We start from the raw sequence: 15,373 nt of genomic DNA, 5'->3' as shown, positions 1-15,373 counted from the left end.
TCGCATATGTTGGGGCAGAGTGACATCCGGCTAAGTATCACGGACATTCGTTGCAAGCGGTATGTTGAAATCGAAGCGGGCCCAAAGGGCTCGCTTTTTTATTGCCCTCACTACCGATAGTTGCGAGACAGGAGCCGGCCTTTTCTTGAATGCTTGGGGCGGTTGGATGGTGGTGGAGGGTAATTGGGGCATGGACAAGGTAAGCGCGAATTCCTATCATAAGCCTTGTAGTTATGAACTCCGCCTTGCTTATTACTATTTTGCGCAGTAACGCCAGATTTTTATTGCGCTAATCTAAGCGGCCCTCTGCGATCCGGACGATCCGCAATGGCTACCCTCGAACGTACCGCGTACCCGCGCTTTCCCGAGGTTCTGGCACCCCGGGAACTGCAAGCCTGTTACACCCCACTGCCCGACGAGCTCGAATGGGCGCGCCGCTCAACACGCGGTGAGCGACCTCGACTGGGCCTGCTGGTGCTGCTGAAGGTCTTTCAGCAACTGCACTATTTCCCGCCGGCCGACACCATTCCGGCCGCCGTTGTCGAGCATATTCGGGCAGCCGCGGATATCGGCGACTCCGTACAGTTCGGCTACGACACAGAGACCTCCCCAACGCTGTTCCGGCATTACGCGGCGGTTCGCACCTACCTGGACGTGAAGCCGTATTACGGCACCGACGCCAACGCGATCGCGACACGGGCGGCGCACACGGCGTCGCTGACGATGGACCAACCGGTCGACATCATCAACGCGACGATCGACGAACTCATCGCGCGCGATATCGAACTGCCGGCGTTCTCGACGCTCGATCGGCTGACCGAACAGATTCACGCGCGGGCGCAGTCCCGGCTCTTCAAGCGCGTCACGCGACGCCTGACCGATGAGCAGAAACTCGCGCTCGACCGGTTGCTCGCGCGTGATCTGTCAAGCCGGCAGACTGCCTACAACCGGATCAAGCGTCACGCGAAACGCCCATCGCGCCAGCATCTGGACCTGCTGATTGAGCAGGTCTCCTGGCTCGACGAGCTCGGCGATTTCTCACTGGCCGTCGCCGGGATTCCAGCCTCAAAGTTGCGCTCGCTCGCCAATCAGGCGATGGCGCTCGACGCGTCGGCGCTCAGGAACGACACTTCGCCCGAGAAGCGCTACACGCTGATCGTCGCGCTGCTCAACCGTATGCGCGTGCGCGCCCGCGACGATCTCGCCGACATGTTCGTCCGGCGCATGGGCGCGATCCACAAGCGCGCGAGCGACGAACTGGACGCCATTCAGCGAAAACAGCGTGATCAGGTCGAGGATCTCGTCGGCTTGCTGGACGGTGTGGTCGACATTCTCGCCGATGAATCCGACGAGACGGCCATCGCCCGAGCGGTCAGGAAGCTGCTTGCGCCGAAAGGCGATCTCGAGCCGTTGCGCGAGAGTTGTGCGGCGATCCGCGCGTTCAGCGGCCGCAACTATCTGCCGCTGCTCTGGAAGCACTTCAAGGCCCACCGTTCGGTCATGATGCGTGTCGCCCGTACGCTCGAATGGGATTCGACCAGCCCGGTCCGCACGCTGCTCGATGCGCTCGACGTCGTGCTGGAAAACGAGTCGCGGCATCGCGAGTGGATCGATGCTGATGTTGACCTGGGCTTTGCGGCGCCACGGTGGCGCAAGCTCGCACGTCGCACCCACGGCGACGGATTGCCGACCAATCGACGGTATCTCGAACTCTGCGTGTTCTCGTACATGGCCGAAGAGCTACGGGTCGGCGATCTGTGCGTGTCCGGCTCCGACGCCTACGCCGACTATCGCGATCACCTCCTGCCATGGCGGCAATGCGAGCAGCAGTTGCCAGACTATTGCGACAAGCTCGGCATGCCCACGACCAGCAGTGACTTCGTGTGCCACCTGCGTCAATGGCTGACCGACGCTTCCCACAAGCTCGACGACGAATTGCCGCGCAAGCGCGAGCACGTCGTGATCGATCGTCACGGCGAACCTATCCTGCGCAAAACCGTCGCGAAAGAGATCCCGGCGAGCGCGATCGCATTGCAGGAGCGGCTGAACGCCCGCCTGCCGACGCGAAACATGCTGGACATCCTCGCGAACATCGAACACTGGACGCATTTCACGCGGCACTTCGGGCCGCTGTCCGGGAGCGATCCCCAGATTCGCAAGGCGGCCGAGCGCTACCTGCTCACGATTTTCGCGATGGGCTGCAATCTCGGCCCGACCCAGGCGGCCCGCCATCTCGACTCGGATGTCACCGCGCACATGCTGTCGTTCGTCAACCGTCGGCACGTGAGCCTGGACAAGCTCGAGACTGCACAGCGCGAGCTGATCGAACTGTACCTGCGGCTGGACCTGCCAAAACACTGGGGCGATGGCAAGACGGTGGCGGCCGACGGCACGCAGTACGACTTCTACGACAACAACCTGCTGGCCGGCTATCACTTCCGCTACCGAAAAATGGGCGCGGTCGCGTACCGGCACGTTGCCGACAACTATATCGCGGTGTTCCAGCACTTCATTCCGCCGGGCGTCTGGGAGGCGATCTATGTGATCGAGGGCCTGCTGAAAGCGGGCCTGTCGATCAAGGCCGATACGGTCCATGCCGACACGCAGGGGCAGTCGGCCGCCGTTTTTGCGTTCACGTACCTGCTCGGCATCAACCTGATGCCGCGGATTCGCAACTGGAAGGATCTCGTCCTGTACCGCCCAGACAGCAAGGCCAAATACAAGCACGTCGACAAGCTGTTCAAGGCGACCATCGACTGGGTGCTGATCGAGCAGCACTGGCAGGAGCTGATGCAGGTCGCGCTGTCGATTCAGGCAGGCACGATCTCGTCGCCGCTGCTGCTGCGCCGGCTCGGCTCCGAAAGCCGCAAGAACCGGCTGTACCTGGCCGCGCGCGAGCTCGGCAACGTTGTTCGCACGGTGTTTCTGCTCGAGTGGATCGGCAGCCTCGAATTGCGGCAGGAGGTCACCGCGAACACGAACAAGATCGAGTCTTACAACGGCTTCTCCAAATGGCTGTCGTTCGGCGGTGACGTGATCGCCGAGAACGAGCCGGAGGAACAGCAGAAACGGCTACGCTACAATGACCTGGTCGCATCGGCCGTGATCTTGCAGAACACGGTGGACATGATGCAGGCGCTGCGCGAGATGGCGGCTAACAGCGAGAAAGTGCGCGCCGAAGACATCGAGTTTCTGAGCCCGTACCCGACCCACAACATCCGCCGCTTCGGCCACTATAAACTGCACCTGGACCGTCGGCCGGAAGCCTGGATCAAGGATCCGCTGTTCGGCCATGCTGCCCGTACCTATGCACCCCGACCATGACTGCACGCCCGGCCATCACGACGACCTATTTCGGCGATATCGACACCGCCGCGCTCGAGCGGCTCGAATCGAGCTACGATACCACCCGCCTGCTGGCCGCCGTCGATATTGTCGATCGCATACGCATCCAGCTTCATGATCCCGAGGGGCTACGCGACGATCTGCTTGAGATCCACAGCATGGCGCACTCAGTATTGAATGGCGCACCGTCGGTTCCGTCGCGCCGCGAAGGTACCTTGCCCGAGCAGGTGCTGGGCGCGCTTGATCTGATTGACGAATTTGTGATGGAACTCACGCGGGTGAGGACGATGCTCGAACCGCTCGAAGCGCTGCACCCGGACGACGGGTTTGGCGAGGGTTGAAGGCGCCCGCCCACCGATCGAGACAGTATGTGGTGGCCCGATCATTGTCAGTCATAGTTGACACGGTCGAAAAGTGTCAGCCATAGTTGACACATGATCGAACTCATCAAGACCGCCGTATTCGAACGCTGGTTGACCGACCTTCGCGACATTCGAGTGCGAGCACGCATCGAAGCCCGCATCCGCCGACTGAGTTGCATAATGAAATCAGCTACTTCCTGATTGGTCTCCTCCGCACCCCGCAGTCGCCATTGGCGTTCGCATTGCAAGCTGCCCGTCTGGTTCAGATCGTGGTCCGACAAAAAGTAGTGCAATTATCCACCGCGATCGCGCCAGGCTGCAGGCTATAATTTCCGCCATGAAACTGCTCCGGACCGTCATCCTGTTGCTGCTCTGCGCGGTGCTGCCCATCAGTGGGCTGGCAGCCAGTGGCTTGACCGGTGAATGTCCGATGCAGCAAACCATGTCCATGGATGCGGACGCCAGCGTATCCGCTGACATGCCGGGCTGCGATTCGATGAAGCCCGCATCCGTCGACAAGGCCAAGGTCAAGGGCATGTTTTGCAAAGTAACCGCCCAATGCCAGTTCGGCAGCCTCTATCACCCGGCCGCCAGGGCTGAAATCGGCCGCCCGGCTGCGGTCGGCACGCCTGTCATCTTCCATTACACCCAGTCTCTTCCGGTCCGTGACCCGAACGGGTTATGGCGACCGCCGCGTCTCGTCTAATCCCTCGCTGACAGGTTCACCGCAGTTGCGGTGAGGTTCGTCGTATGCCGGACGCGGAATCCCTATGGGATTTCGCCTTTGGGGTTAGAACATGCCATTCATTTTCGGCACGCCGCTGCGCCGGCGTGTACCTTGGCGCGTGCACACGCTTTTTGCCGCGCTTCTCGTCGCGGGCGTCGTTCACGCCCAGCAGGCGCCTTTCACGCTGGACGCCGCGCTACAGTCGGCGACCGATCGCTCTGCATCGATGCAGGCCGCGCAGTCGTCCGTCCGCGCCAGCTCCGAGGCGGCCGTCAAGGCCGGACAACTGCCGGACCCGATGCTCAAGGCCGGCATCGATAACCTGCCGGTCAACGGTCCGCAACGCTTCACCATCGGCCAGGACTTCATGACGATGCGCCGCATCGGCATCGAACAGGAGTGGGTATCTGGCGAGAAGCGGCAGCTGCGTTCCGCGTTGGCCGATGAGGTGGTCGGGCGCGAGCGCGCCGACTATCTGGTGCAACTCGCCAACGTTCGCCAGCAAACTTCCACAGCCTGGCTGAACGCCGTGTATGCGAAACAGGCGCTGGCGCTGCAGCAGGCGCTCCGCGACCACATGCACCACGAGCTGGAGGCGACGAAGGCGTCGTATCGCGGCGCCAAGGCAAGCACCGCCGACGTGGTACAGGCGCAGGTGATGCTCGCGCAGACTCAGGACCAGGTGCTCAAGGCGCAACAGACTTATCAGACCGCGCTTATTGGGTTGTCACGCTGGACGGCCGTTCCCGTCTCCGATGTGACCGGTGAACCGCCGGCGCCCGAGTCGTTCGTGTCGTCGCTCCCACCTGACGAACTGCGTCTGTCGCAGCCGACGCTCGTCGCCGCCGCGGATGACATCGCGGTCGCTGATGCCGATACGGCAGTCGCCGACAGCGAGCGCAGCCCGAACTGGACATGGGAGGTCGCGTACCAGCAACGCGGCGGTGCGTACTCGAATATGGTGTCCGTCGGCGTCACCATTCCATTGCCGTTGAACCGGAAAAACAACCAGGACCGCGACGTCGCCGAGAAAGCCGAACTCGCCACGAAGGCGCGGCTGATGTACGAAGACGCGCTGCGACAGGTGCAAGCCGACATCCGCGCACAATCCGCGACCCTGGCGAGCGGGCGCGAGCGCATCGCCAATCTGAGCCAGTCGTTGCTGCCCGCCGCGGACCAGCGCGTGCAACTCGCGAATGCTGCCTATCGCGCTGGTAGCGGCTCGCTCGCGGACACGTTCGCTGCCCGCCGTGCCCAACTGGAAGCGCAGTTGCAGGTGCTCGACCTCAAACGAGAGGTGTCGCAGACCTGGGCGCAGCTCGAATATCAAGTCGTGCCACCGACGATGGCCGCCGCGCAATGACGGAGAACAGCATGAACAGGAAACCTTTGGCACGCGCGGTGTTGACGGTATTTGCCGGCGCGGCGCTGCTCGGCGCGGGCTATTTCGCGGGAACGCGTCACGCGGCGACCGGCACCGCAGTTGCCTCGACTGGCGCCGCCTCGCCGGGCGGCAAGATCGACCCGAAGACCGGGCGGAAGGTGCTGTACTGGCACGACCCGATGGTGCCGAACCAGCATTTCGACAAGCCGGGTAAATCGCCATTCATGGACATGCAACTTGAGCCTGTCTACGCGGATGAAGGCGAGAGCTCTTCAGGCATCAAGATCGACCCGGGGCTTGAGCAGAATCTTGGCATTCGCTATGCGACCGTGCGTCGGCAGGAAACGACCGGCGGATTCGATGCCATCGGCACGACGCAGTTCGATGAATCGCACTCGGATGTCGTGCAGTCGCGCGTCACCGGCTACATCGACCGGCTCTATGCGAACGCGCCGATGCAACGCATCGCAAAAGGCGCACCAGTCGCATCGCTGTTCGTCCCGGAATGGCTCGCGCCGCAGGAGGAATATCTCGCACTCAAGCGCGGCGGCATGGACGCCACTTTGCTCGAAGCGTCGCGAGCGCGGATGCGCGCCTTGTCGATTCCTGATGGAATCATCGCGAGCCTTGACCGAACCGGCAAGGCCCAGACGCACGTCTTGCTGACGTCGCCCGAGTCCGGTGTCGTCAGCGAACTGAACGTCCGCGACGGCGCGATGGTCGCGCCCGGCCAGACACTCGCGAAGATTGCCGGCCTGTCGAAGCTGTGGCTCATCGTCGAGATTCCCGAGGCGCTCGCGCTGGGCGTACAACCCGGTATGACCGTCGATGCGACGTTCGCAGGCGACCCGACACAACACTTCAACGGTCGCATCCGCGAAATCCTGCCGGGCATCAGCACCACCAGCCGCACGCTCCAGGCGCGTCTGGAAATCGACAACGCCGGATTCAAGCTGACGCCGGGCATGCTGATGCGCGTGCGCGTTGCCGGCCAGAAGGCTGTCTCGCGACTGCTGGTGCCCTCCGAAGCCGTGATCACAACGGGCAAGCGCTCGGTCGTCATCGTAAAGAACGGCGACGGGCGCCTTCAGCCGGCGACGGTTACCGTGGGCAATGACATTGGCAACGAAACCGAGGTGCTGAGCGGCCTGAACGACGGCGACACCGTTGTCGCGTCCGGCCAGTTCCTGATCGATTCCGAAGCGAGCCTGAAGTCCGTTCTGCCGAGGCTGGAGGGCAGCACGGGGGCAAGCGCAAGCGCACCGGCGTCCGCACCCGCCGTCGCAGCACAAACGTACGAGACCACCGGCAAGGTCGAAAAAGTGACCGCTGCGGACATCACGTTCTCCCATCAACCCGTGCCGGCGCTCGGCTGGGGCGCGATGACGATGGCGTTCAACAAGCCCGCTCCCGATGCCTTCCCCGACGTCAAGGCCGGACAGACGGTGCACTTCGTCTTCAAGCAGTCGGATGAGGGCTACCAGTTGACGAAGGTCGAACCGGTCGGAGGCGTGCAATGATTGCCCGGCTCATCCGATGGTCCATCCACAACCGTTTCCTGGTGCTGCTCGCGACTGTACTCATGACCGGTTGGGGCCTCTACTCGGTCGCCGAGACGCCGCTCGACGCACTGCCCGACCTGTCCGATACACAGGTCATCATCAAGGCATCGTATCCGGGCAAGGCGCCGCAGGTTATCGAGGACCAGGTCACCTACCCGCTCACGACGACGCTGCTCGGCGTGCCGGGCGCAAAGACCATTCGCGCGTACTCGTCGTTCGGCGATGCGTTTGTCTACGTGCTGTTCGACGACAAGACCGACCAGTACTGGGCACGTTCGCGCGTGCTCGAATACCTGAATCAGGTGCAAAGCCGCCTGCCGCAGGGCGCGACCGTCTCGCTCGGGCCGGACGCGACCGGCGTGGGATGGGTGTACGAGTACGCGCTGGTCGACAAGACCGGACAGCACGACCTCGGACAGCTGCGCGCGCTGAACGACTGGTTCCTGAAGTTCGAGCTGAAAGCAGTGCCGGACGTCTCCGAGGTCGCCAGCATCGGCGGCATGGTGCGCCAGTACCAGGTCGTGCTCGACCCGGACAAGCTGCGCGCTTACGGCATCACGCAAGCCGCGGTGACCGATGCGCTCGGCAAGGCAAACCAGGCATCCGGCGGCTCGGTCGTCGAGCTGGCCGAATCGGAGTACATGGTGCGCTCGTCGGGCTATCTGCGCTCGCTCGACGACTTCCGGAATGTCGTATTGCGCACCAACGACGCGGGCACGCCGGTGCTGCTGGGCGACGTCGCACGCATCCAGATCGGCCCCGAGATGCGTCGCGGCATCGCGGAGCTGAACGGTCAGGGCGAAGTCGCCGGCGGCGTCATCGTGATGCGCTCGGGAAAAAATGCGCTGAAGACCATTGACGCGGTGAAGGCGAAGCTCGCCGACCTGAAGCGCTCGCTGCCACCCGGCGTCGAAGTCGTCACGACTTACGACCGCTCGCAACTCATCGAACGCGCGGTGGACAACCTGAAGGACAAGCTCATCGAGGAGTTCATCATCGTTGGGCTCGTCTGTGCGGTGTTCCTGTTTCACCTGCGCAGCGCGTTCGTCGCCATTCTGTCGTTGCCGCTCGGCGTGCTGGCCGCGTTCATCGTGATGCGGTATCAGGGCGTCAACGCGAACCTGATGTCGCTCGGTGGTATCGCGATCGCGATCGGCGCGATGATCGATGCGGCCATCGTGATGATCGAGAACGCGCACAAGCACCTGGAAGCGTTCGAGCATGCGTTCCCCGAGACACGGATGACCGCCGCGCAGCGCTGGGAACTCATCGCAGCTTCGGCAACTGAGGTCGGGCCGGCATTGTTCTTCTCGCTTCTCATCATCACGCTGTCGTTCATTCCGGTGTTCTCGCTGGAAGGCCAGGAGGGCAAGCTGTTCTCTCCGCTGGCGTTCACGAAGACCTACACGATCGCGGCGGCAGCAGGTTTGTCGGTCACGCTCGTGCCTGTCCTGATGGGTTACCTGATCCGCGGCCGTATTCCGCATGAGAACGCGAATCCCATCAATCGCGTGCTGATCTGGCTGTATCGTCCATTGCTTGAGGCGACGCTGCGCTGGCCGTGGGCGGCGATTGGTCTCGCAGTTGTCGCGCTGGTGCTGACGATTCTGCCGATTTCGCGTCTTGGCGGCGAATTCATGCCGCCGCTCGACGAGGGCGATTTGCTGTATATGCCGACCGCTCTTCCGGGCATTTCCGCCGAGAAAGCGAGCGAGCTGCTGCAGCAAACCGACCGGCTCATCAAGACCGTGCCCGAGGTCGCGACAGTGTTCGGCAAGTCGGGCCGGGCGGATACGGCCACAGACCCGGCACCGCTCGAGATGTTCGAGACCACCATCCAGTTCAAGCCGCGCAGCCAGTGGCGGCCGGGCATGACGCCGGAAAAGCTGGTCGATGAGCTGGACCGGACGGTCAAGGTGCCCGGTCTTTCGAACGTATGGGTGCCGCCGATCCGCAATCGCCTCGACATGTTGTCGACCGGCATCAAGACGCCGGTGGGCGTCAAGATTTCCGGGCCGGACCTGACGCAGATCGACCGTATCGCGACGCAGGTTGAAACGGCCGTCAAAGGTGTCCCTGGTGTGACGTCCGCACTCGCGGAACGGCTCAACGGCGGGCGCTATATCGACGTGGACATCGACCGGCTCGCCGCAGCACGCTACGGACTGTCGGTGGCCGATATCCAGTCGGTCGTGTCGTCGGCGGTGGGCGGTGAGAACGTTGGCGAGGTGATTGCCGGCCGCGAGCGCTTCCCCATCAATATCCGCTACCCGCGCGAATTCCGCGATTCGCTTGAGAAGCTGCGGCAACTGCCAATCGTCACGGATCGCGGCGCGCAAATCCAGCTCGGCGACGTCGCCCACATCACGATCGCCGACGGCCCGCCGATGATTCGCAGCGAGAATGCTCGGCTCTCCGGGTACGTCTACGTCGATATCCGCAACACGGATCTCCAATCCGCCGTGAAGGCAATGCAGCAGGTCGTGGCTCGGCAGGTCCAGTTGCCACCCGGCTACTCGATTGCGTGGTCGGGCCAGTTCGAGTACCTGGAGCGCGCGGCGGCCAGGCTCCGGACCGTCATTCCGGTGACGCTGGTTGTCATCTTCGTGCTGTTGTTCCTGACCTTCAACTCCGCCGCCGATGCGCTGCTGCTGATGTCGACCGTGCCGTTCGCGCTGGTCGGCGGCTTCTGGCTCATCTGGATACTCGGCCACGCGGTGTCGGTCGCGACATCGGTCGGATTCATCGCGCTTGCGGGCGTCGCTGCCGAGTTTGGGGTGGTCATGCTGCTGTACCTGAAAGGTGCGCTCAATCGCCGGCTGGAAGATGGCGAGCTGCTCACCGAGGCGTTGCTGTTCGACGCGATTCGCGAAGGCGCCGTGCTGCGCGTACGGCCGAAGGCAATGACGGTGGCCGTCGTGCTCGCCGGCCTCATTCCGATCATGGTCGGGCACGGTGCAGGGTCGGAGGTCATGCAGCGTATCGCCGCGCCGATGGTCGGCGGCATGGTGACCGCGCCACTTCTGTCGATGTTCGTGATTCCCGCAGCGTGGTTCCTGTTGCAGCGTCGTCGCGCACGACAGGCCAGCGCTGTCCATTTTCCCCACACAAACCCTTCCGGCACGAACGTGCCAGTCAACCAAACTGGAGAGATCCAATGAAGAAACTGTTTGTTATGTCCGCTGCCCTTGCAGCCACTTTCGCCACGCCCGCATTTGCCGGCAACGACATGGCCGGCATGGATATGTCGACCAGGGCTTCCGCGATGAAAGTGTCGTCGAACAATGCGCTCACCGACGCAGAGGTCAAGAAAGTCGACGTGGCGACAGGCATGGTCACGCTGAAGCACGGCGCGCTGGAAAACGTCGGCATGCCGCCGATGACGATGGCGTTCAAGGCGAAGGATGCCGCGATGGTCAAGCAGATCAAGGAAGGCGACAAGGTCAAGGTGCGCGTCGAAGAAGTCAACGGCACCCTGACCATCGTAAAACTCGAAAAGCGCTTGTGACGAAGCGTTGATGGCTGGCACGCAGGCTTCTGTCCGCGCGCCGGCAGCCAGGAGTTCGGGCGAGGAGACCACCATGCGAACGACATCATCCAACGCGTATCAGTCTGACTACCAAACAGCGGACATATTGAGTCGCATACTTCGCTTCGCCCTTGTCCTGTTGCTCGGACCCGCATCCTTTTCGGCTTACGCAGTCAACGAATCCGAACTGCTTGCGCCTGAGCAGGCATTTCCGTTGACCGTCAGCCTCGCGAGCCCGATGGAGGTCGTGCTCGACTTCAAGACGAAGCCCGGGTATTACCTGTATCGCGACCGAATCAGCTTTGCGGTTGACGGCACACTGGTAAAACCGGATTCGATGCCGCCCTCCGAGTCGAAGAACGACCCGACGTTCGGCGTGGTCCAGGTCTATCACCAGCCCGTCCGGATTCGTCTTCCGTTGTCCGCTGCGATCACGTCGAGCGCCATGCTGACAGTTACATCGCAAGGATGTGCCGACGTGGGGGTCTGCTATCCGCCGCAGACGCGCCGCTTTCGGATCGCTGCGGACGGTGCTGTGACGCTCGCAGCGCTCGTTGGGAGTGCGAATGCAGCGGACTTCCCTGTCGTCGAGAAAAGCCGGCAGTCCGCCGTACCGGGTCTACCGCTGCGTCCTGCCAATGGGATCGGCATCGCCGAATTGCTAGGCTTTCTGGTGGCTGGTCTGCTGATGGCGGGCACCGTGTGCATGTATCCGCTCATCCCTATCGTAACGGCGGTCATTAACGGTACCCGTGAGCGGTTGCCGGTATGGCGCGGGGTTTCGCTGTCGTTCGCCTATGTACAAGGACTGGCGATGACATACGCGGCGGCTGGAACCATTGCGGCAGTCGTTGGCATTCCACTTGTGGCGGTGACGCAGAAACCCTGGTTACTGGCCACGTTCGGCGCGCTCATGCTCATCCTCGCGCTCGGTATGTTCGGCGTGTTCAGGTTGCAACTGCCGACGGGCTGGCAGACGCGGTTTGCGGGATGGAGCAGACGCTTGCCCGGAGGCCGTGTTGGGCCGGTGTTCGTGATGGGCATGTTGTCCGCGCTGATTGTCGGGCCGTGTTCCACACCGGCACTGGCAGGCGCACTGGTCTACATCGCCAACAGTCATGACATCGCAGGCGGTACGCTGGCGCTGTATTTGATGGGTATCGGGATCGGCATTCCGCTGCTGCTTGTCGGCACGTTCGGAACGCGCCTGCTACCCAAGTCGGGACACTGGATGGTCGCGGTCCAGAACACACTCGGTGTCATGCTGCTGGCCGCAGCGCTGTGGTTCGTCTATTCACTGCTGCCTGTCTGGCTGCTGATGTCACTGGTCGCATTGCTGCTGACTGCTTGCGGAATGATGCTACGTGCGATCGACCCTTTACCGGCCGGCGCGACGGGGATTGCCCGAGTCGGCAAAGCGCTCGGTGTGTTGCTGCTGGTCGCAGGTATCGCCGAGTTTGTTGGCGTCGCATCGGGCAATTTCGACATGCTGATGCCACTGGGCGGTTTGACGCGGATGTCGGCGTCAGCGGGAGGTGGCGCAAGTTCGGCAGCGCGATTCGACACGATCACCTCGAACGCCAAGCTGGACGAGGCGCTCAAGCTCGCACGAGGAACACCTGTCATGGTGGACTTCTACGCGGACTGGTGCATCACCTGCAAGGAACTCGAGCGCTTCACGTTCACTGATGCACGTGTGATGGACGAGTTTACGCACTGGAAGTTGCTACGCATCGACGTGACGAAAAATACCGAGGCCGACACGGCGATGCTGCGGCGGTTCGGTCTGTTTGGCCCTCCGGCCCTGATTTTCTTCGACAAAACTGGTCGGGAGCAGCCTGATGCGCAACTGGTCGGATTTATTGGGGCGGACGCATTCCTGGCCCATCTGAAACGCTTGCAGTCGAGTGATGTGGCGCAATAACGCAGCTGTCGGCGGCCGCAGCAGGACTCATCGGCGCCTATACTGAAAATCATGAATCTCTGGGTCAAACTCGTCGCCTGCTTCCTGATCGCGTGGTTGCCGATGCTCGGTTACCCCGCCCAGGCCGCGTTATGTCCAGAAATGTCGTCGATGCCTGCCGTACAGCATCCCATGAAGGCAGCAGGCGCTATCGAAGCGACAGGATGCACATCCGGCACGATGCACGTCGGTACCAGCGCTCATCCATCTGCTTGCCACGCGGGCATGGGAAGCTCCGTGTGCGGGATGCCGGCCATACCGATGTCGCATACCGTCGGCATTGCCCCATCGACACCTGATTATCGGGCCATCACCCGGATCCTTTCCGAGCAGTTCATTCCTGAGCTGCCAGCACCGCCCCCGCGTTCGTTGTAACTCTCCTCCGTCGGCGCTTGCCCAGCGGTTCCGTACCGCGGCTCGAGTTCGCTCGCGGCCCGCGTGACCATCCGCGAAGCGTCACATGCTCGATTCGATTCTACGAACGAAAGATGGAGATACACATGAACGCAAGACATGCACGATTGGCTGTTGTTTCCACGCTATTGCTCGCTGCGAGCGCAGTGGGCCTCGCTGCCACTGGCTCTTCTTCCAGTCCGGCGATGCAGGACCGTGAGCACGGTCACGGCGCGATGATGATGGGCGGAATGATGGGCGGCTGCCCGATGATGGGTGGAAGCGCCGGTCTGGACCCGAAGACCGCGATGCGAATGCACGCCGAGATGATGCGGGCCATGAGCGACATCATGATGAAGTATTCCGACCAGGCGGTTACGCCACCGTCGAAGTGACCGCAAGCCCGACCACGTTACTCACATTGGATACAGCCTGACAAGGACTTCACATGAAATGCAACTGGAAAACCATGGCGGCCGTTGCGCTCGCACTGGTCGCCGTCATCGCCCTCGGTTACTGGGCATTTCCTCCTCTCAGAGGCACGCTTGCAACGCTCGCTGTTATCGCCAGTGTATTCATCTGCCCGCTATCGATGATGTTCATGATGCGTGGCGTGCGTTCTCACACTGGCGGTCCCGCCACGCGCGCTCGGGTAACGGACGAAGCCAAACACTGAGTCCGTCGATTTCTGCGGGAACTTCGGACCGGTGCGGTGGGAGCGCCCATCGTTCTGGTCCGGTTCGCTTCACGGAGAGCATATGTTCAACGGGAAACTAATCGTCAATTTTATCATCGGCTTGCTCGCGGTCATCGGCCTGTTAGCGGTGCTGGGTACAGGTGCGATGTGGGCAATGCACACCGGAATGATGCACGGGATGCTGTCTTGTGGAGGCACCATGTATCAGCATCCGGGATTCTGACCGGGAATCTGGGAGATTGAAAGTGAAACGACACATACGACCTCAGGCCGGCAGCATCGTCAGCAAGCACTCTAGCCTTGGCAGCAAGTCGGGGTGGCATCTGCTGTCTCTGCTGGCCCTGATTATTGCGATGCCGACGGCGTTGGTGTGGGGGCCGTCATTTGTCCATTGGGTTGCCGGCCCCACGGGAGTTGCCATCGAGTCAACAAATGCGATCCAACAGATACCCGGCTGGCGAGTTGGCATGCTGCGACCAGACGGGTTGCGCATCGTTCCATCAGGAGTATTCGACGCCTCGCACGTACTGAATCCGGCGCAATTCTCGGACAACGCCGTGCGGCACGCGTACTGGGTAGCGACCAGGATTCCCGCGACGCTCAACAAGCTCTACTGCTGGTGTGGATGCGAGAACCGTGGCGAGCACCGTTCGAATCTTCAATGCTTCGAGGACCGGATGGCTGTGTCGTGTCCGGTTTGCCAGGGGACCGCTGAAATCGCCTACCGGATGACGCAATCGGGTATCCAGGACGCAGCGAAGATTCAGGCGGCCGTCGATGCGAAGTGGGCGTCCAAGGGATAGGAGTGATGACTCATATTAGAAACGGAGGATGCGATGGAACTGAAATGCGTGATCGCGATACTGCGCCCCAATGTACTCAAGATGCTCGAGCGGCAGTTGGGCGCGCTACACATCCACGGCATGACGGTGACCCATGCAAGGGGATTCGGTGCACATCCCAATCTCTTTGCCAACGACTGGACGACTGAGCACATCAAGATCGAAATCTTCACAGTCGCCGAGAACGTCGACGCGCTGATCGAGGAAATCATGACGGTCGCCAACGAGGAATCTAGTGGTGATGGCGTCGTTGCCGTCGTACCGGTAGAACGCTTTCTGCGAGTGCGGGCGGCGACTGAAGGCGCCCGCTGAGCAAACGTCCTGGTCCTACGTTACTGGCTCTGCATTTTGAGAGACGCAGCGCCCGCAAGTTGTAGTTGCGGACGCAAGCCTGCGCTCGTTCAGCTTCCGATTCTAGGTGCGCTTAATTTCGCTTACGAACGAAGATCGATGCCGCTATAGTTCATTTCAGCCTCCTCAAGGGTCCTGTTGACCGTCGCAGTTCAACTAGTAGACCCTAGCCGCCGCCTCCTTCGGGCGGCCAGGAGGCCTCTCAATGATTATCAATC

14 protein-coding genes are annotated in these 15,373 nt (G+C 61.9%); all 14 read left to right on the top strand.

The genetic code is table 11. The features are described 5' to 3' along the window. Positions 1 to 327: 327 nt before the first annotated feature. The 14 genes from CFB47_RS39120 to CFB47_RS39055 all read left to right on the top strand — a co-directional run bounded on the left by CFB47_RS39120 (position 328) and on the right by CFB47_RS39055 (position 15,116). Positions 328 to 3,324 carry a Tn3 family transposase gene (locus CFB47_RS39120; protein WP_011875589.1) on the top strand — a complete coding sequence of 999 codons (2,997 nt, stop codon included), beginning with the start codon at positions 328 to 330 and terminating at the stop codon, positions 3,322 to 3,324. Next, a complete protein-coding gene (gene tnpC / locus CFB47_RS39115) occupies positions 3,321 to 3,686 on the top strand; it encodes a Tn3 family transposase post-transcriptional regulator TnpC (RefSeq protein ID WP_009693043.1) in 366 nt (121 codons plus the stop codon). Before CFB47_RS39120 ends, tnpC begins: the two co-directional genes overlap by 4 nt. 358 nt (positions 3,687 to 4,044) lie before the next feature. After that, positions 4,045 to 4,413, top strand: a complete 369-nt coding sequence (locus CFB47_RS39105; RefSeq protein WP_011875590.1) for a hypothetical protein — start codon at positions 4,045 to 4,047, stop codon at positions 4,411 to 4,413. A gap of 91 nt (positions 4,414 to 4,504) precedes the next feature. Continuing rightward, the gene (locus tag CFB47_RS39100; RefSeq protein WP_060096529.1) at positions 4,505 to 5,797 is read left to right on the top strand and encodes a TolC family protein; all 1,293 of its coding nucleotides are present in this window, start codon (positions 4,505 to 4,507) and stop codon (positions 5,795 to 5,797) included. Positions 5,798 to 5,808: 11 nt separating this feature from the next. Then, complete coding sequence (locus CFB47_RS39095) at positions 5,809 to 7,338, top strand: efflux RND transporter periplasmic adaptor subunit (protein ID WP_011875592.1); 1,530 nt, start codon at positions 5,809 to 5,811, stop codon at positions 7,336 to 7,338. After that, entirely contained in the window at positions 7,335 to 10,541 is a 3,207-nt protein-coding gene (locus CFB47_RS39090) for an efflux RND transporter permease subunit (RefSeq protein WP_021157489.1), read from the top strand. Before CFB47_RS39095 ends, CFB47_RS39090 begins: the two co-directional genes overlap by 4 nt. Then, positions 10,538 to 10,888, top strand: coding sequence for a copper-binding protein (locus CFB47_RS39085; RefSeq protein ID WP_011875594.1), 351 nt, complete (start codon positions 10,538 to 10,540; stop codon positions 10,886 to 10,888). The genes CFB47_RS39090 and CFB47_RS39085 overlap by 4 nt, the downstream gene beginning before the upstream one ends. A gap of 73 nt (positions 10,889 to 10,961) precedes the next feature. Further along, complete coding sequence (gene dsbD / locus CFB47_RS39080) at positions 10,962 to 12,833, top strand: protein-disulfide reductase DsbD (RefSeq protein ID WP_042973489.1); 1,872 nt, start codon at positions 10,962 to 10,964, stop codon at positions 12,831 to 12,833. A gap of 51 nt (positions 12,834 to 12,884) precedes the next feature. Continuing rightward, a complete protein-coding gene (locus CFB47_RS39075; RefSeq protein WP_011875596.1) occupies positions 12,885 to 13,247 on the top strand; it encodes a hypothetical protein in 363 nt (120 codons plus the stop codon). A 125-nt stretch (positions 13,248 to 13,372) separates the two neighbouring features. Then, positions 13,373 to 13,660, top strand: a complete 288-nt coding sequence (locus CFB47_RS39070) for a hypothetical protein (protein ID WP_021157491.1) — start codon at positions 13,373 to 13,375, stop codon at positions 13,658 to 13,660. 53 nt (positions 13,661 to 13,713) lie between these two features. Next, complete coding sequence (locus CFB47_RS39065; protein ID WP_043292957.1) at positions 13,714 to 13,941, top strand: DUF2933 domain-containing protein; 228 nt, start codon at positions 13,714 to 13,716, stop codon at positions 13,939 to 13,941. Positions 13,942 to 14,023: 82 nt separating this feature from the next. Continuing rightward, positions 14,024 to 14,185 (top strand): hypothetical protein, encoded by a 162-nt coding sequence (locus CFB47_RS41495; protein ID WP_009687857.1) that lies wholly within the window; start codon positions 14,024 to 14,026, stop codon positions 14,183 to 14,185. A 22-nt stretch (positions 14,186 to 14,207) separates the two neighbouring features. Further along, the gene (locus CFB47_RS39060; RefSeq protein WP_042973472.1) at positions 14,208 to 14,765 is read left to right on the top strand and encodes a PCYCGC motif-containing (lipo)protein; all 558 of its coding nucleotides are present in this window, start codon (positions 14,208 to 14,210) and stop codon (positions 14,763 to 14,765) included. 33 nt (positions 14,766 to 14,798) lie between these two features. Further along, on the top strand, positions 14,799 to 15,116 hold the full coding sequence (locus CFB47_RS39055) for a P-II family nitrogen regulator (protein ID WP_009687817.1): 318 nt from the start codon (positions 14,799 to 14,801) through the stop codon (positions 15,114 to 15,116). The last annotated feature ends 257 nt before the right edge of the window (positions 15,117 to 15,373 follow it).

Origin of the sequence: Burkholderia sp. AU27893 (assembly GCF_002223205.1) — a bacterium.
Classification (GTDB): domain Bacteria; phylum Pseudomonadota; class Gammaproteobacteria; order Burkholderiales; family Burkholderiaceae; genus Burkholderia.
This window is presented reverse-complemented; position numbering and strand designations above follow the sequence as displayed.